Annotated in this window: 14 protein-coding genes; all 14 read left to right on the forward strand. The window is 26.5% G+C overall.

The genetic code is table 11. The annotated features are described in order from the left end of the window. Positions 1-223: 223 nt before the first annotated feature. The 14 genes from BUE91_RS04535 (at position 224) to BUE91_RS04600 (ending at position 18,379) form a co-directional block, all read left to right on the forward strand. Entirely contained in the window at positions 224-2,023 is a 1,800-nt protein-coding gene (locus BUE91_RS04535) for a peptidylprolyl isomerase (protein WP_073508090.1), read from the forward strand. 54 nt (positions 2,024-2,077) lie between these two features. Then, positions 2,078-3,406: a TrkH family potassium uptake protein gene (locus tag BUE91_RS04540; protein WP_073508091.1), complete on the forward strand. Its 1,329-nt coding sequence runs from the start codon at positions 2,078-2,080 to the stop codon at positions 3,404-3,406. 7 nt (positions 3,407-3,413) lie between these two features. After that, entirely contained in the window at positions 3,414-4,067 is a 654-nt protein-coding gene (locus BUE91_RS04545; protein ID WP_073508092.1) for a potassium channel family protein, read from the forward strand. 8 nt (positions 4,068-4,075) lie between these two features. Next, positions 4,076-5,983, forward strand: a complete 1,908-nt coding sequence (gene mnmG / locus BUE91_RS04550) for a tRNA uridine-5-carboxymethylaminomethyl(34) synthesis enzyme MnmG (RefSeq protein ID WP_073508093.1) — start codon at positions 4,076-4,078, stop codon at positions 5,981-5,983. 12 nt (positions 5,984-5,995) lie between these two features. Next, complete coding sequence (locus BUE91_RS04555; protein ID WP_073508094.1) at positions 5,996-7,846, forward strand: ribonuclease J; 1,851 nt, start codon at positions 5,996-5,998, stop codon at positions 7,844-7,846. Between the two features lie 12 nt (positions 7,847-7,858). After that, a complete protein-coding gene (locus tag BUE91_RS07470; RefSeq protein ID WP_073508095.1) occupies positions 7,859-9,472 on the forward strand; it encodes a uracil-DNA glycosylase family protein in 1,614 nt (537 codons plus the stop codon). A gap of 2 nt (positions 9,473-9,474) precedes the next feature. After that, positions 9,475-10,935: an IMP dehydrogenase gene (guaB, locus tag BUE91_RS04565; RefSeq protein WP_066901231.1), complete on the forward strand. Its 1,461-nt coding sequence runs from the start codon at positions 9,475-9,477 to the stop codon at positions 10,933-10,935. A 7-nt stretch (positions 10,936-10,942) separates the two neighbouring features. After that, on the forward strand, positions 10,943-12,970 hold the full coding sequence (gene ligA / locus BUE91_RS04570) for an NAD-dependent DNA ligase LigA (RefSeq protein WP_073508096.1): 2,028 nt from the start codon (positions 10,943-10,945) through the stop codon (positions 12,968-12,970). 4 nt (positions 12,971-12,974) lie between these two features. Then, positions 12,975-13,982, forward strand: coding sequence for an aspartate--ammonia ligase (asnA, locus tag BUE91_RS04575; RefSeq protein WP_073508097.1), 1,008 nt, complete (start codon positions 12,975-12,977; stop codon positions 13,980-13,982). 23 nt (positions 13,983-14,005) lie between these two features. Continuing rightward, positions 14,006-14,407: a Fur family transcriptional regulator gene (locus BUE91_RS04580; protein WP_073508098.1), complete on the forward strand. Its 402-nt coding sequence runs from the start codon at positions 14,006-14,008 to the stop codon at positions 14,405-14,407. Positions 14,408-14,518: 111 nt separating this feature from the next. Continuing rightward, a complete protein-coding gene (locus BUE91_RS04585; protein WP_066901223.1) occupies positions 14,519-15,535 on the forward strand; it encodes an ABC transporter ATP-binding protein in 1,017 nt (338 codons plus the stop codon). Continuing rightward, positions 15,535-16,482, forward strand: a complete 948-nt coding sequence (locus BUE91_RS04590; protein WP_066901221.1) for an ATP-binding cassette domain-containing protein — start codon at positions 15,535-15,537, stop codon at positions 16,480-16,482. The genes BUE91_RS04585 and BUE91_RS04590 overlap by 1 nt, the downstream gene beginning before the upstream one ends. Positions 16,483-16,484: 2 nt before the next feature. Next, a complete protein-coding gene (gene opp4B, locus BUE91_RS04595) occupies positions 16,485-17,447 on the forward strand; it encodes an oligopeptide ABC transporter permease (RefSeq protein ID WP_073508099.1) in 963 nt (320 codons plus the stop codon). 11 nt (positions 17,448-17,458) lie between these two features. Continuing rightward, a complete protein-coding gene (locus BUE91_RS04600) occupies positions 17,459-18,379 on the forward strand; it encodes an ABC transporter permease (RefSeq protein WP_066901217.1) in 921 nt (306 codons plus the stop codon). The last annotated feature ends 24 nt before the right edge of the window (positions 18,380-18,403 follow it).

The following is an 18,403-nucleotide window of genomic DNA, read 5'->3' on the forward strand; positions in this document are numbered from 1 at the left end:
TTGGTAAGGCTGGAATTGGGATTAATTATACATGGTAATTCTAAGTTTAAAGACTACAACGTTGTTGTAGTCTTTTTTTTAATATATACAATAAGTCTTGTGAAAAAATTATCATAATTTTCTTATTTTTTTAAAAAGGAGGGGGTATATGTATAAAAACTTGAATTTAATTGATGAAGTATGATATAATTACATATAATATAATTTAATAGGAGGAACAAAAATGGCATTAAAAAAAATGGGAAGACCAATGAAAATAATTACGGTCTTTATAGCAATTGCAATGCTAATTCCAGTATTTATGTCTGCTTATACGTATATTTCTAATAGAGAGAAAAAAACTGTTATGTTAAAAATAGATGGAGAAAAGATATATAAGGAAGATTTTGAAAAGAGATACAATGATTTTTCAAGACAAGTAGAAAGTTTAAGTGAACAAATAATTAAAGCTAAAAAATTATATAAAGAAAAATTTCAATCATTACCTGATGAATTAGTAAAAGGATATGTTTTAGCTGGTCAAGTATATGAAGCTATAAATAAAGTTTTAACAAATGAATTAGGAGCAAGAGTATCAAGAAGTGAGATTGAACAAAAATTTAAAGAGTTAGAAGATCAACTTGGAGGAAGTAAAGGGTTAATTACTGCATTAAATGCACAGGGGCAAACTGTTGAGGGATTAAGATCAACAATTAAAACATTTTTATTAAATGATAAAAAATTAGATATTATTAAACAAAAGATTTCTGTTACTGATAAAGAAATTGAAGATAGATTTAATCAAAGAAAATTTACTGAATATGAAGATAAATCATTTGCAGAAGTTAAAGATGAAGTTAAGGATGAAATTTTAAGTGAAAAAGCTAAAATATATGAAAAATCATTAATAGAAAACAAGTTTAATAATGCTAAATTTTCTATAAGTGATAAGAGCATAGAACCAGCTTTAAATAAGTTAAAAGAGGTATTCTTTGAAAAAGAAGAATACAGATTTACATATATGGATGTATTATCTCAAGTTATAAATCTATTCTTTAAACAAGGTAATGGATATACTGAAGATTTTCAAAATATGATAAAGGGATTAATTGAATCAGATTTAGAAAAAAAGGTTAGAATTAAAGATAAGGCTATTGAGTCAGGATTAACATTAAATCAAGACTTATTACCTAAATATCAATTAGAATATATTGCAGAAGAATATGTAGCTAAATTAATAAGTTCATATGTTGCAAATGAAGAAGAAATGAGATCAATATTTAATAAATATAGAGGAGCTTTTGATATTCCACATACAGTAAGTGGAGAAATAATTGGTAAAGTATATATACCTAGTGATGATGATGCAAAAGAAACAGAAGCTAAAGTTATAGAATTAATGAAAGAGATAACTAAAGAGAATTTTGCAGAAAAAGCTAAAGAATTATCTAAGGATCCTGGAAGTGCAAATAATGGTGGAGATTTAGGTAAAGCAAATATTAATAATTTTGTACCTGAATTTAGAGCAGCAGTTGCAAAAGCAGAGGTCGGAAGTATAGTTGGACCAGTTAAAACACAATTTGGATATCATATTATCTTAGTTGAAGAAAAAGATAAGAATAATAAAGATATTGCAACTTTAAAACATATTTTAATAAGAGTTGAAGCTGGAGAAAAAACTAAAGAAGATACTAAAAATAAGGTATTAGAAATTAAAAATTTAATAACAAATAGTAAATTAACATGGGAAAATATTACTAGCGATACAACAGGTAAGTACAATGAATATGGGATTAAAGATCATTTCTCTAAAGTTAAAGAAAATGATAAATTACCTGTAGTTGGTTATGATAAAGCTGTAAATTCTAAGTTATTCTCTGCTAAAATAGGAGATTTTATAGAAATTTCATTAGATGATTCATTTGTAATTATTCAAAAGACAGAAGATACACCGTACAAAAAAGTTAGCTACAATGAAGTTAAAGATAAATTAAACTTTATAGCAGCAACTGAGTATGTTACAAGACATTTATTAGAAATATAATATAAATAAGGACAATCTTCTTTAGATTGTCCTTATTAAAAAATGGAGTGTAAAATGGAAAAAAAAATATCACCATATATTTTGATATTAATTTCATTTATATCAATAATAGTTGTTGGAGCAAGTATATTAACATTAAGCATTAGCTTAAAAAGTGGAGTTAAAATTTCATTTTTTGAAGCACTATTTACTGCAACTTCAGCTGTGACAGTAACAGGATTAACCCTATTAGATGTAAGTGAGACATTTAATGGCTTTGGTAATGTTATAATACTGATATTAATACAATTAGGTGGATTAGGTATATTAACTTTTTCTTCTTTGATAGTATTATTAGTGTCAAAGAAAATAGGGTACTATACTAAAAAGATTGTAAAAGAAGATTTGAACTTTGAAGATAATTTTGATATTTATTTATATATTAAAAAAGTAGCTATGGTTGTATTTGGTATAGAAATATTAGGTGCAATTTTTCTTCTTTCAGATTTTTTAAAAAAATATAGTGTAGGTAAAGCAATTTTTTATTCAATTTTTCATTCTATTTCTGCATTTTGTAATGCAGGTTTTTCGCTGTATTCAAACAATTTGGAAGGTTTTGTTGATAATGTTTATGTAAATATTATTATTGCTTTTTTAATTTTTACAGGTGGAGTTGGGTTCGCAGCTATTATAGATATATATGAGTATATTCAAGGAAGAGGAAGAAGATTAACAATCAATACTAAATTTTCTTTATATATTACAGTTTCTTTACTATTCATAGGAATGTTCTTGTTTTTAATATTTGAGTATACGAATAATAATAGTATAGGTGATTTACTTTTTTTAAAGAAGATACTGGCTAGTTTCTTCCAATCTGTAAGTTTAAGAACTGCAGGTTTTAATACAGTAAATTTAAATGAACTTAGATTACCGACAGTACTGGTTTCATGTATATTAATGTTTATTGGAGCATCTTCTGGTTCAACAGGTGGTGGAATAAAGACAAATACAGTAGGTATAATATTTTTAGGTATAAAAGCTTCTATGAAAAATAGGGAAGAAATAGTATTTTCAAAAAGAAAAATTTCATTTAAGACTTTTAATAAGGCAGTAGCCTTGTTATTCGTAGCGTTATCATACTTGTTTATAATTTTCTTATTAATGAGCATTTTTGAAAATGATAAAAATATGGTAAAGGTCTTATTTGAATTAATTTCTGCTATGGGAACAGTGGGCTTAAGTATGGGAATTACTGCATCACTTACAATATATTCTAAAATATTGTTAATAATTACAATGTTTTTAGGAAGAGTTGGATTATTAACAGTAATATTAGCATTATCTAGAAGTACAGAAAAAGGTAAATATGTTTATCCAGAGGGAAATATATTAATTGGTTAGGAGAATTATGAAGAATTTTTTAGTAATTGGATTAGGAGAATTTGGTAAATCTGTAGCAAAAACATTGTATAGAAATGGAAATACAGTACTAGCTCTTGATTCATCAGAAGAATTAGTTAGACAGGCATTAGATGAAGAAATAGTAGATGAAGCAATAATATTAGATGTAACTGAAGAAACAACTTTAAAAAATGTAATAAAAGATGATTTTGAAATTGCATTTGTTTGTATAGGAAGTAATATACAATCAAGTATACTGGTTACTTTACATTTAAAAGAACTTGGTATAAAGAAAATAATATGCAAGGCTGTTTCACATACTCAAGGTAAGGTACTTAAAAAAATAGGTGCAGATATGGTTGTTTATCCAGAAGAATCTATGGGAGAAAAAATTGCACTTGCATCTCTTAGACCTACAGTGGTAGAGCATTTTAGATTTTCTGAGGAATATTCAGTATTTGAATTAATTATGCCAGAAGAATTTGTAGGTAAAACTTTAAAAGAACTTGATTTAAGAACTAAATATGAAGCTAATGTTATTGCTGTTAAATATGCAAATGGAGCAATGAATGTTACACCAGATCCTAACGATATATTAAAAAAAGATGAAACATTAATATTATTACTTAAAACAGAGATGATAGACAAAATAATAAAATAGGGGTGAATATGGAGAATAAATATGACTTATTAGTTATAGGTGCAGGTCATGCTGGTATAGAAGCTGCACTAGCAAGTTCTAGACTTGGATTAAAAACAGCTATGTTTACAATTACTTTAGATAATATAGGGGTTATGTCTTGTAATCCATCTATAGGGGGACCAGCTAAATCACATTTAGTTAAAGAATTAGATGCATTAGGTGGGCAAATGTCAAAGACTATAGATGAATCTTTTGTTCAAATTAGAGTATTAAATACTAAAAAAGGTCCAGCTGTTAGATCATTAAGATCACAGGCTGATAGAAAAATTTATGCTAGAAATATGAAAAAAATAGTTGAAAATCAAGAAAATCTTGATGTAGTTCAAGATATAGTTACAGAATTAATATATGAAAAATATGATAAAAAAGATTTTGTAATTAAAGGATTAAAAACTAAAAATGGTTTAGAATTTTCAGCTAAAAGTATAATAATATGTTCTGGAACTTTTTTAAATGGATTACTTTATGTTGGAGATAAAATAATTGAAGGTGGAAGAATGGGAGAATTATCAGCTAAAGATTTAACTAGTTCTTTAATTGATATGGGATTAAATGTTAGAAGATTTAAAACAGGAACTTCACCTAGAATAGATGCTAGAACAATTAATTTTGATATATTAGAAGAACAACCTGGTGAAACTTCTAAGATTATTAAGTTTTCAAGTTCTACACCTAATGAAGTAATTGAAAATACTAAACAACTTTCATGCTATATTACAAGAACAAATTTAGATTTACATAAAATAATTAGAGATAATTTAAATAGATCACCTTTATTTAATGGTACAATAAAAGATTCTGTAGGACCAAGATATTGTCCTTCTATTGAGGATAAAGTAATCAAATTTAATGATAAAGATTCACATCATCTATTCTTAGAACCAGAAGGATTTGATACAAATGAAGTATATATATCAGGACTTTCTACATCATATCCAGCTGATTTACAACAAAAAATGGTAAGACAAATTGAAGGATTAGAAAATGCAAGAATAATGAGATATGGATATGCAGTAGAATATGATTTTGTAAATCCTAATGAACTTGAATACACACTTGAAACTAAAAAAGTTAAAGGATTATACTTAGCAGGACAAATAAATGGTACTAGTGGATATGAAGAAGCAGCTGTTCAGGGATTAATTGCTGGTATAAATGCAAGTTTAGCAATTAAAGGAGAAAAACCTTTATTACTTGAGAGAAATAGTTCATATATTGCAACATTAATAGATGATTTAATTACTAAAGAAATTGAAGAACCATATAGAATGTTTACAGCAAGATCTGAGTATAGATTAATACTTAGAGAAGATAATGCTGATTTAAGATTATCACATATAGGACATAAAATAGGTTTAGTTGATGATATGACATATTCTAAAGTGTTAGAAAAACTTAAAAATGTAGAGAAAACTATAAAAATACTTGAAGATACTAAACTTGGATTAAGTAATAAGAAATTAGTAGAAGTTTTAGAAAAAAATAATGAGAGTTTAAAGAGCGGAACAACATTAAAAGAATTATTACGTAGACCTAGTTTTACATATGATGATATTAAATATATAGCAGAAGATATAGAAATGGAAAATATACATTTTGATGATGAAACAGAATATCAAATTGAAGTACAGATTAAATATGAAGGATATGTTAATAAAGCAAATTCAATGATAGAAAAGCAAAGAAAATTAGAAGAAAAAATAATACCAGCTGAATTAAATTTTTTAGAAATCAAAGGAATAACTGGAGAAGCTAAACAGAAATTAAATGAAAGAAAGCCTCATACTGTTGGTCAAGCATCACGTATTGCAGGAGTAACACCTGCTGATATTTCTGTATTATTAATGTACCTAGATGGAAAAATTAAACTATAGAAGGGAGAATAAATGGAGAAAAATGAAAAGACCTTTTCAAAAAAGAAAAAGGAAATAGGAGAAAAAATAAAGGCTGTTAAGCAATTATTTGAAGAAGAAATAAAAGAAATTAAAGAAAAACCATTGGTAAAAAAAGTTAAAAAAAATGGAAAAAAAGCTTTAGAAAAAGTAAATGTAGAAGAAAGTAAAGATATTACTACTGATAAGACATATATAATTCCACTGGGGGGTATAGAAGAAATTGGTAAAAATATTACAGTTATTCAGTATAGAGATGAGATGATAGTTATTGATGCTGGATTAACTTTTCCAGAAGATGAACATCTGGGAGTAGATTTAATTATACCAAGCTTTGAGTATTTATCATCAAATTTATCTAAAGTTAAGGGATTACTTATTACTCATGGACATGAAGATCATATAGGAGCAGTACCTTATTTTTATCAAAAATTAGGATCAGATATACCTATGTATGGGGGGAAATTAAGTTTAGAGTTAGCTTTAGCTAAATTTGAGAAAGTTACTGTAAAAAAACCTAAATGTGTTTATATATCTAATAGAAACGAAATTAAAATTGGAAAATATTTTACTGTTGAGTTTGTAACTGTAACACATTCAATCCCAGATTGTTATGCAATTAGAGTTAAAACACCTACAAGTACAATATTACATACAGGAGATTTTAAAGTTGATTTAACACCTATTAATGATGAAAAATTTGATTTTGGAAGACTTGCAAGTATAGGAGAAGAAGGGGTAGATTTACTATTATCTGATAGTACTAATGCTCAAGTTCCAGGTTCTACTCCATCTGAATCAACAGTAGGAAGAAGTATAGATGCAGAAGTTGCTAAGGCTAAAGGAAGGGTAATACTTGCATCATTTGCTTCACATGTACATAGAATACAGCAAATTATACTTATAGCACAAAAATATGGTAGAAAAGTTGCTATAGATGGTAGAAGTATGATAAAAATATTTGAAATTTGTTCAAAACTAGGTTATTTAAAAATACCTAGAAATATGATAATCACTTTAGAACAAGCTGAAAAAATGCCGGAAAATAAGGTGATGATAATTTGTACAGGAACTCAAGGTGAACCATTATCAGTTCTTTCAAGGATAGCAAATGGTACTCATAAATCAATATTTCTTAGAGCAAATGATAGGGTAATTATTTCAGGATCACCTATACCAGGTAATGAAAAAGCTGCGTATAAGAATATAAATCAACTTCTTAAAAAAGAGGCTTCTGTAATATTTGAAAAAGTTATGGGTATACATGTTTCAGGTCATGGATGTCAAGAAGAACAAAAACTTATGATAAATTTAATTAAACCTAAATATTTTATGCCTGTTCATGGTGAATATGTAATGCTTAAAAAACATAAAGAACTTGCTATGGAAGTTGGAATGCCAGAAGAAAATATTATACTTGCAGAAAATGGATTTAAACTTGAGCTAACACCTAATAGTTTTAAAACAGTTGGTAAAGTTCCAAGTGGAGCTGTGTATATTTACGGAGATAGTGTTGGTAATGTAAGAGAACATATATTAAAAGAAAGACAAATTTTAGCAGATAATGGAGTTCTTGCTATATCTGTAGTTCAAAATTCTGACTTAAAATTCATAGGAGATCCTATAATATTTAGTAAAGGATTTTTATACAAAAAAGATGATATTACATCACAAATTACTGAAAATATGAAAGAAATTATTAAGGTGAAATTGGAATTTTTAGAGCAAAAACAAGAACAAGATATTGAGAAGATAAAGATGGGAATAACAAATACTTTAAACAATTTCTTTAATGATAATATAGGTAAAGTACCAACAGTTATAGTTACAGTAGTTAGAGTTTAAGAGGTAATCAATATGGAACTTATATTAAAGGATAGCGTTAATTTTAATTTTAATATATCAGATTTTACGTTAGATCCACTAAATTATACATTAATTACGACTGGAGATTCTTTAAATTTTCTAAGTAATATGAAAAAGATAAAAAGTATAAAAGGTAAAATGAAAGAATCTTTAAGTATTAGATTTATTAAATATGAAAATCAACTTTTTCAAAGTAATGATTTTTTTGTTATATGTACTAATAATAAGGTATATAAGGTGGATGGGAAAAGAAGAAAAATAGTAGAAGAAATAACTTTACCTTTAAATAATATTGAAAATGTAATAGTAAGTAAAACAGGTAAATTAGCATATATTTCAAATGGTATTTTGTATATAAATGATATAGATTTAGAAAATCTTAAAGCCTTTCCATTAACTGAATTAGGAGAAGGAAGATTTAAAATATATGTTAGTGATGAAAATATATTAATAAAACATAGAAAAATGCATGAAAGTAGTATAAATGTCTTATTATTTTCTTTACAACATTTGAAAGAAATTTTCAAAATTACTTCAACTACAAATCATATTTATTCTAAAATTGTTGATCTTAATTATTTAGCTTCAACTGATGAGGGGTATATTGAAATATGGGATATTTTAGAATCACAGATTAAATATTCATTTAAGGTGTCAAGTTATAAGATAACATATATAGAAAATGATGATAACTTCTATTATTTTGGTAATATTAATGGAGAATTAATAGTTACTGATTTTGAGTTAAATGAAATTAATAAAATTAAGGTCTTTCAAGATGAAATAAAGAAAATAAAAATTTTCAATTCAAAGATATATATATTATCATTTAACAATAGAATGAAAGTATTTGATATAGTAAATAATGAAAATGAATTTGATGATATAGTAAATAATTTTATACAAGAATATGGTATACATGAAAGTTATAAAGAATTTTTTAATTTTGATAAAGTAATTAAAATTAAAGGATTTATAGATAATTTAGAAGCAGATCATATAGAGTATACACCTAGTTCTGAAAAAATATTTAAGGCACTTAGTCAAAATCTTTATGATATTAAAGTATGTATTATGGGAAAAGATCCATATTTTCAAAAGGGTGTAGCAACTGGACTTGCATTTGAAGTAAATAGTAAGAGTTGGATGGATGAAAAAGTAAATACATCACTTAAAAATATTTTGAAGTTAATTTATAAAACATATACAGGAAATATAGCTGATATATCAGATATCAGAAATAAGATATTAAAAAAAGAATTTAACATTTTATCACCTAATATGATATTTAAAAATTGGCAAAAACAAGGTGTGTTATTATTAAATTCATCACTAACTACAATTGTTGATAAAGCTGGTGCTCATCATAAGTTTTGGGAAAATATTATTAATGAATTAATTGAATATATTAGTAATAAAAATCCTAATATTACTTATCTTTTATGGGGAAATGATGCTGCAATTATGGAAAAGCATATTCTAGATGGAGAAATAATTAAACATAATCATCCAGCTATTTGTGGAAATCTAAAAAATCAGAATGACTTTATGTTAGGTAAATCTTTTGAAAAAACTAAAAAATATATAAATTGGTTAGGAGTATAAAAATGAATAAAATTTTATTAGAAGGATTAACTTTTGATGATGTATTATTAATTCCTCAAAGTTCAAGTGTAATACCAAGTGAGGTAGATTTAAAAACTAAGCTAACGAAGAGATTAACATTAAATGTACCAATTATTAGTGCAGCAATGGATACAGTTACGGAAGCAGAACTTGCAATAGCTATAGCAAGAGAAGGTGGAATAGGATTTATTCATAAAAATATGACTATAGAAAGACAAGCTGATGAAGTAAATAAGGTTAAAATATTTGAAAGTGGTATGATAACTAATCCTATTACTTTAAATATTGGTTCTGATTTACAAGAAGCTAGTGATATAATGAAAAAATATAAGATATCTGGATTACCAGTTATAAATAGTGAAAATGAATTATTAGGTATAATAACAAATAGAGATTTAAAATATAGGGAAGATTTAAGTTCTAAAGTTATAGATATTATGACTAAAGAAAATTTAATAACAGCAAAAGTTGGAACAACTTTTGAAGAAGCTAAAAGAATCTTATTAGAACATAGAATAGAAAAATTACCTATAGTTGAAAATGGTAAATTAAAAGGATTAATTACTATTAAAGATATAGATAATGTTGCAAATTATCCTAATGCATGTAAGGATGAAAAAGGAAGATTAAGAGTTGGAGCAGCAGTGGGAATAGGAGCAGATACATTAAGAAGAGTTAAAGCCTTAGTAGATGCAGGAGTAGATATTATTACTGTTGACTCTGCTCATGGACACTCAAAGGGTGTAATTGAGAAGATAAAAGAAATTAGAAAAGAATTTCCAAACTTAAATTTAATAGGTGGAAATATAGTTACAAAACAAGCTGCGATTGATTTAGTAGAAGCTGGGGTAGATGCTGTAAAAGTTGGAGTAGGACCAGGATCTATTTGTACAACTCGTGTTGTATCAGGTGTTGGTATGCCACAATTATCTGCTGTAATGGAAGTGGCAGAATACTGTAATGAAAGAGGAATAGGAGTAATTGCAGATGGAGGAATAAAACTTTCAGGAGACATAGTTAAAGCTATAGCGGCAGGAGCAGATTGTGTAATGTTAGGTGGATTACTTGCTGGAACTTATGAATCACCAGGAGAAGAGATACTATATAATGGTAGAGCATATAAAAGTTATGTAGGCATGGGTTCATTAATAGCTATGAAAAGAGGAAGTAAGGACAGATATTTCCAACTTGAATCTGCTACAGATAAATTAGTTCCAGAAGGTATAGAATCTATGGTTCCTTTAAAAGGGAAATTAAAAGATGTTTTATTCCAATTATGTGGAGGATTACGTTCAGGTATGGGATATTGTGGAACTCCTACTATAGAGGATTTAAAAATTAATGGAAGATTTGTTAAAATTACTAATGCAGGATTAAAAGAATCACATCCACACGATGTTATAGTAACAAAGGAAGCCCCAAATTATAGCGGAATTAAATAGGAGAAATATGTTACTTTTTGATCTAAATAATAAAGAAGAAAAAAAGAAAGAGTATGAAAAATTAATAAAAGATATAGAGATATTCAACCACCATTACTATAATTTAGATGAAAGTTTGATTACAGATCAAGAATATGATGAATTGTTAAAAAGATTAGAAATATTAGAAAAAGAATTTCCTGAATTAAAACTAAAAAATTCTCCAACAGAGATTATAGGTGGAAAATCTAGTGATAAATTCAAAAAAGTAAAACATAAAAAATCTATGTTAAGTCTTGCTAATACATACTCTATGGAAGATTTAAAAGCTTTTGATCAAAGAGTAAAGAAAGAAGTTGGTAGTAACGTTGAATATGTATTAGAATTAAAATTAGATGGTTTAAGTATTAGTTTAATTTATGAAAAAGGTAGATTAATACAAGCAATTACTCGTGGAGATGGTAGTGTAGGTGAAGATGTTACTGAAAATGTAATACAAATATCAAGTATACCTAAGATATTAAAAGATGAAATTGATCTAGAAATAAGAGGAGAGATAGTTTTACCTCTTAAAGAGTTTGAGAGAATTAACAGAGAAAGAGAAGAAAATGGAGAAACGGTTTTTGCTAATCCTAGAAATGCTGCTTCTGGAACAATTAGACAACTTGATAATACTATAGTAAAAGATAGAAATCTTGATTGTTATCTATACTATTTAGTTGATTCTGAAAAATATGGTTTAAAAACTCAATTAGAATCCATAGAATATATTAAAAAACTTGGATTTAAAACCACAGGTGTATTTATTAAATCTGATAAAATTGAAGATTTAGAAAAAGAAATAGAATATTGGGATAATAATAGAAAAAAACTAGAATATGAAACAGATGGATTAGTGATTAAAGTAAATGAATATAATTTACATAGTTTATTAGGATATACTGCTAAATCTCCAAGATGGGCTATAGCATATAAGTTTAAAGCAGAACAAAAAGAGACTAAGATGCTAGATATAAGTTTTCAGGTAGGTAGAACAGGTGTTATTACACCTGTTGCTGAGTTAGAACCTGTACATATATCTGGATCTATTTTAAAACGAGCTTCTTTACATAATATTGATGAGATTAAAAGATTAGGATTAAAAATTGGTGATATTGTAATAGTTGAAAAAGCTGCAGAAATCATTCCACAGGTAGTAAAAGTACTAGTAGAAAAAAGAACGGGCGTTGAAAAAGATATTGAAATTATAGAAAAATGTCCAAGTTGTGGAAATGATGTAATTAAAGAAGAAGGACAGGTAGCTCTTAAATGTAAAAATCCGAATTGTATAGAAAAATTAAAAAGAAAAATTGAATATTTTGTAAGTAGAGATGCTTTAAATATTCAAGGTTTAGGAAATAAGATAGTTGATAGATTTGTAGATTTAGGATATATTAAATCTATAACAGATGTATTTAAACTTGAAAATTATAAAGAAGAATTAATAAAGTTAAAGAAAATGGGCGCTAAAAGCGTTGAGAAGTTATTAAATAATATAGAAGAAGCTAAAAATATAAGTTTTGAAAAATTATTTTATTCTTTAGGTATAGAATATGTTGGTAAAACTACATCAAAATTAGTGGTATCGCATTTTGGGAATATAGAAAATATTATTAATTCTGATTTAGAAGAATTTACATTAATAGAAGGTGTAGGAGATAAAGTAAGTTTATCTATTTATAATTATTTTAGAGATGATGAAAATATTTCTTTAATAAATGAAATTAAAAATATTGGTTTTAATTTAAGTTTTGAAAAAGAACAAATATTAAGTAATGAGTTTATAACTAATAAAAAGTTTTTAGCTACAGGTAAATTTGAAAACTATAGTCGTGAAGAAATTAAAGAAATTATTGAAAAAAATGGTGGAATATATTTATCAGGAGTAAGTAAAAACTTAGATTATTTAATAATTGGTGAAAAATCAGGCTCTAAATTAAAAAAAGCAGAACAATTGGGGATAAAGATTATAACAGAGGAAGAATTTTTAAAATTAAGTAATTTGAAAGGAAGATAGAAAAATGTTAGTACCAACAGGATATAGGTCAAGCCTAGATATTATGCAAACAGAAATTGCAATTAAGGAAATAAAAGATTTTTTTGAAAGAGGATTAGCTGATGCGTTAAATTTAACAAGAATTTCAGCACCTTTATTTGTAATAAAATCTACAGGATTAAATGATAATTTAAATGGAGTTGAAAGACCTGTAGCATTTACGATGAAAGATGATAATGAAAATACACTAGAAATTATACATTCACTTGCAAAATGGAAGAGAATGGCTTTAAAAAGATATGGAATTAAGGAAAATCATGGAATATATACAGATATGAATGCTATAAGACGTGATGAAGATTTAGATAATACTCATTCTATATATGTAGATCAATGGGACTGGGAATTAGTTATTTCAAGAGAAACTAGAAATAGAGGATTAGAATTTTTAAAGGAAGTAGTAACTAAGATTTATAAAGTATTTTTAGCTACAGAATCATATGTTAATATGAAATACCATGAGTTAAAACAATTACTTCCTAATGATATTTATTTCTTAACTTCACAAGAACTTGAAGATATGTATCCAAATTTAAGTCCAAAAGAGAGAGAAAATGAAATTACTAAAAAACATAAAGCTGTATTTTTAATGCAAATAGGTAAGGCTTTAAATAGTGGAGAAAAACACGATGGTAGAGCTCCAGACTATGATGATTGGGAATTAAATGGAGATATATTAGTATGGAATGATATTTTAGAATCTGCATTTGAGTTATCATCTATGGGAATTAGGGTAGATAAGGAATCACTTAAAAAACAATTAGAAATATCAGGAAATAAAGATAGAGAGAATTTAGATTATCATAAAATGTTATTAAATGATGAATTACCTTTAACAATAGGTGGTGGATTAGGGCAATCAAGAATTTGTATGTTCTTATTACAAAAAGCACATATAGGAGAAGTTCAAGCATCTATATGGACTAAAGAAATAGAAGAAGAATGTTTAAAAAATGGAATAAATTTACTATAATATCATAAAATAAGGTGGTAGAAATGAAAGATATAGAAAAATGTTTGAAAGAAAGAGGGATTAAACCTTCTATACATAGAATTAAAATACTGGATTATCTTCATTCAAATCATGTTCATCCAACAGCAGATAGAATATATAAAGATTTATTGCCAGAATTACCTACATTATCAAAAACAACAGTATATAATACTTTAAATCTTTTGGTGGAAAATAAGATTGCAAATGCTATTGTAATAGAAGGAAATGAAACTAGATATGATGTAGAAGATTACCCACATGGACATTTTAAATGTTTGAAATGTAATAAAATGGTTGATTTTAAAATAGATTATTACAAAATGGATTTAGAAAAATTAGGAAATATTTACATGGATGAAGTAATGTTTTATATCAAAGGTTTATGTGAAAAATGCAAAAATTGACAAAATATATACTTGCATATATAATTTATATAGTTAATATATAGAAAAAAATTTAAAAATGTAGTAAAATCTAAAATAAGTTAAATATATAAATGAAAGGAGTAGATAAATATGGGAGATAATCAACAATCTGAGATACTTTTGGAAATAAAAGATTTAATCACAAGTTTTCGTATAAAAGATATATATCATAATGCCGTTGATGGTGTTAGTTTTCATTTGAAAAAAAATGAAGTATTAGCCATAGTTGGTGAGTCAGGATGTGGTAAATCCACGCTTGCGACTTCAATAATGGGATTACATAACCCTATATATACAAAAGTTTCTGGAGAAATTAAATTTGAAGGGAACAATTTAGTTGATTTTACAGAAAAAGATTTTAATAATATAAGAGGAGCTAAAATTGGAATGATATTCCAAGATCCTTTATCTGCATTAAATCCATTAATGAAAATAGGAGATCAAATAGAAGAAGGATTAAAATATCATACAACTTTAACATCTGAAGAAAGAAAAAATAGAGTAAAAGAATTAATTGTAAAAGTTGGTATTAATAATCCAGAAAGAGTTATGAATCAATTTCCTCATGAATTATCAGGAGGTATGAGACAAAGAATAATAATAGCTATAGCACTTTCATGTAAACCTGACATTTTAATTGCTGATGAACCAACAACAGCACTTGATGTTACTATACAAGCTCAAATATTAGACTTACTTCGTGAATTACAATCTGAAATTGGAGCAGGAATAATATTAATAACACATGATTTAGGAGTTGTAGCAGAAATTGCTGATAGAGTAGCGGTAATGTATGCGGGTGAAATTGTAGAAATAGCTACAGTATATGACTTGTTTAAAAATCCAAAACATCCGTATACTAAATCATTATTAAGCTCAATACCACAAATGGATTCAAATTCAGAAGATGATTTACATGTAATACATGGAACTGTTCCATCTTTAAAAAATTTACCAAGAGAAGGTTGTAGATTTAGATATAGAATACCTTGGATTGCTGAAAATGAGCATGAAGAAATACCAACTTTACATGAAGTTGAAGAAGGACATTTCGTAAGATGTACTTGTTATAAAAACTTCTATTTTACAAAAGAAGGTGAGAATTAGTGAACAAATTAATTAAATTAGAAGGACTTAAAGTTCATTATCCAATCAGAGGAGGTTTTTTCAATACTATTAAAGATTATGTTAGAGCTGTTGATGGCGTTAGCATGGAAATAGAAAAAGGAAAAACTTATGGATTAGTAGGTGAATCAGGTTCTGGAAAGTCAACTATAGGGAAATCAATTATTGGGTTAGAAAAAATTACTGAAGGTAAATTGTTTTATGAAGGTGAAGAAATAAACTTAAATAGAGTTAAGAGAAAATCAATGTATAGAAAAAATGTACAAATGATATTCCAAGATTCTATGTCTTCATTAAATCCTAAGAAAAGAGTTATTGATTTATTATCAGAACCATTAAAGAACTTTGAAAATTTTACTCCAGATCAAGAAAGAAAAAGAGTAATTGAATTATTAGAAATAGTAGGAATGACAGAAGATAATATAGTTAAGTATCCACATGAATTTAGTGGAGGACAAAGGCAAAGATTAGGAGTTGCAAGAGCTATAGCAACTAATCCTAAATTGATAATTGCAGATGAACCAGTGTCAGCACTTGATTTATCTGTCCAAGCACAAGTATTAAATTATATGAAAAAAATACAAAAACACTTAGGTTTAAGCTATATTTTCATATCACATGATTTAGGTGTAGTAAAACATATGTGTGATCATATATCTATAATGTATAAAGGTAGATTCGTTGAAACAGGAAATAAGAATGTAATTTATTCTAATCCAAAACACATTTATACTAAGAGATTAATAGCTGCTATACCTGATGTTAATCCTCTTATTAGAGATGAAAAAAGAGACTTTAGAATAAAAGTTGATAAGGAATACAAAGAATTAGAAAAAATATATTATGATGAAAAAGGAAGAGTATTTGATTTAAAATTATTAGATTCTTCTTCTGATCATTATGTAGCTTTAAATAAAGGAGGTAAATAAGCATGTGGAAAACAGTATTAAGAAGAGTTTTAGCAATGATTCCTCAATTATTTATCTTAAGTATAATAGTATTTGTTGTTGCTAAATTAATGCCAGGAGATCCATTTACTGGATTAATTTCACCTACAACACCTCCTGAAGCTATTGAAAAATTGAGAAGAGAAGCAGGATTATATGACCCTTTATATACTCAATACGTAAATTGGATGAGTAGAGCTTTTCATGGTAATTTTGGTATAAGTTATACATATAAATTACCTGTTACAAGAATTATAGGAGAGAGAATATATAATACATTCTTTCTATCATTATTATCTGTTATATTAATGTATTCTATAGCATTACCATTAGGGATATTAAGTGGAAGATATAATGGATCAAGATTAGATAAAATTGTAACAGTGTATAATTTTGTAAGTTATGCAATGCCTACATTTATTTTATCTTTATTAATGGTATTTATATTTGGATATAAATTTAGAATATTCCCAACTGGAGGATCAGTTGATTTAGGATACACTCCTGGAACTTTAGATTATGTAGTTAATAAAATATATCATTTGATATTGCCAGCAACAACATATGCATTACTTGGAACTACATGGACTATTAGATATTTAAGAAGTGAAATTATAGATTCTAAGTCATTAGATTATGTTAAAACAGCAAAAGCAAAAGGTGTGCCAGAGTCAGTAGTTTATTCAAGACATATATTTAGAAACTCTGTTTTGCCTATTGCAGCATTTTTAGGTTATACAATTACAGGATTATTTGGAGGATCTATATTTATAGAAACAATATTTAATTATCCTGGTATGGGACAATTATTTATTTCTTCAATATCATCAAGAGATTATTCAGTTATTACAACATTAATATTATTTTATGGATTTTTAAGTTTATTAGGATCATTATTATCTGATATTTTATTAATGATAGTAGATCCAAGAATAAGAATAGAGTAAAGGAGGAGAAAATGAAGACAGAAGAAAAACTAGAAAAAGATGAACTTATTGAAGATAGTTTAGCAAATGAAGTACCTTCAAGTTTTAATGTAATTAAAAGAGAATTTCAAAAAGATAAAGTTGCTTTATTTTCTCTAACTTTATTATCAATATTAATAATAATAATATTTTTCTCAGCTACTTTTTTATTAGATGTAGAAGATGTAATGAAGGTTAGATTATTAGATAAGTATGCAGCACCACTTGAAGGATATTGGTTGGGGGCTGACTATGGAGGACGTAGTATACTTGGTCAGTTAATTATTGGAGCTAGAAATTCTATAGTAATAGGATTTTCAGTTACTATTATTACTTCATTTATAGGTATATTTGTTGGAGTAATTATTTCATATTATGGTGGTTGGATAGAAAATATTTCAATGAGAATAATAGATTTCATAAGTATATTACCAACTACGTTGATAATTATAGTATTTGTTACTATAGTACCAAGATATAATGTTGTTACATTTATATTAATAATGTCAATTTTCTATTGGACAGGAACTGCAAGATTAATTCGTGGTAAAGTATTATCAGAAGTAAGAAGAGATTATATAAATGCATCAAAAACTATGGGAACTAGTGATGTTAAAATAATATTTAGAGAATTACTTCCAAATATTTCATCATTAATTATAGTTGGATTAACTTTAGGATTTGCAAGTAACTTAGGTATAGAGACTGGATTAACATTCTTAGGATATGGTTTACCGCCTCAAGTTCCTTCTTTAGGAATTTTAATAAGTTATGCAACTGCACCAGAAGTACTTGCTGATAAATGGTGGGTATGGATGCCAGCATCAATATTAATATTAATAATAATGTTATGCATTAACTATATAGGAGAAGCATTAAAGAGAGCTAGTGATGCTAGACAGAGATTAGGATAAAAAATTAAAAGGATTAACTTATTA

The organism is Streptobacillus notomytis (assembly GCF_001902585.1).
Classification (GTDB): Bacteria; Fusobacteriota; Fusobacteriia; order Fusobacteriales; family Leptotrichiaceae; genus Streptobacillus; species Streptobacillus notomytis.

Excerpts from the sequence above, each read along its gene's own strand:
- asnA (WP_073508097.1), top strand. The coding sequence starts at position 12,975 with ATGTTAGTACCAACAGGATATAGGTCAAGCCTAGATATTATGCAAACA.
- BUE91_RS04535 (WP_073508090.1), top strand. The coding sequence starts at position 224 with ATGGCATTAAAAAAAATGGGAAGACCAATGAAAATAATTACGGTCTTT.
- BUE91_RS04600 (WP_066901217.1), top strand. The coding sequence starts at position 17,459 with ATGAAGACAGAAGAAAAACTAGAAAAAGATGAACTTATTGAAGATAGT.
- BUE91_RS04555 (WP_073508094.1), top strand. The coding sequence starts at position 5,996 with ATGGAGAAAAATGAAAAGACCTTTTCAAAAAAGAAAAAGGAAATAGGA.
- ligA (WP_073508096.1), top strand. The coding sequence starts at position 10,943 with ATGTTACTTTTTGATCTAAATAATAAAGAAGAAAAAAAGAAAGAGTAT.
- BUE91_RS07470 (WP_073508095.1), top strand. The coding sequence starts at position 7,859 with ATGGAACTTATATTAAAGGATAGCGTTAATTTTAATTTTAATATATCA.
- guaB (WP_066901231.1), top strand. The coding sequence starts at position 9,475 with ATGAATAAAATTTTATTAGAAGGATTAACTTTTGATGATGTATTATTA.
- BUE91_RS04585 (WP_066901223.1), top strand. The coding sequence starts at position 14,519 with ATGGGAGATAATCAACAATCTGAGATACTTTTGGAAATAAAAGATTTA.
- BUE91_RS04545 (WP_073508092.1), top strand. The coding sequence starts at position 3,414 with ATGAAGAATTTTTTAGTAATTGGATTAGGAGAATTTGGTAAATCTGTA.
- BUE91_RS04540 (WP_073508091.1), top strand. The coding sequence starts at position 2,078 with ATGGAAAAAAAAATATCACCATATATTTTGATATTAATTTCATTTATA.
- BUE91_RS04580 (WP_073508098.1), top strand. The coding sequence starts at position 14,006 with ATGAAAGATATAGAAAAATGTTTGAAAGAAAGAGGGATTAAACCTTCT.
- mnmG (WP_073508093.1), top strand. The coding sequence starts at position 4,076 with ATGGAGAATAAATATGACTTATTAGTTATAGGTGCAGGTCATGCTGGT.
- opp4B (WP_073508099.1), top strand. The coding sequence starts at position 16,485 with ATGTGGAAAACAGTATTAAGAAGAGTTTTAGCAATGATTCCTCAATTA.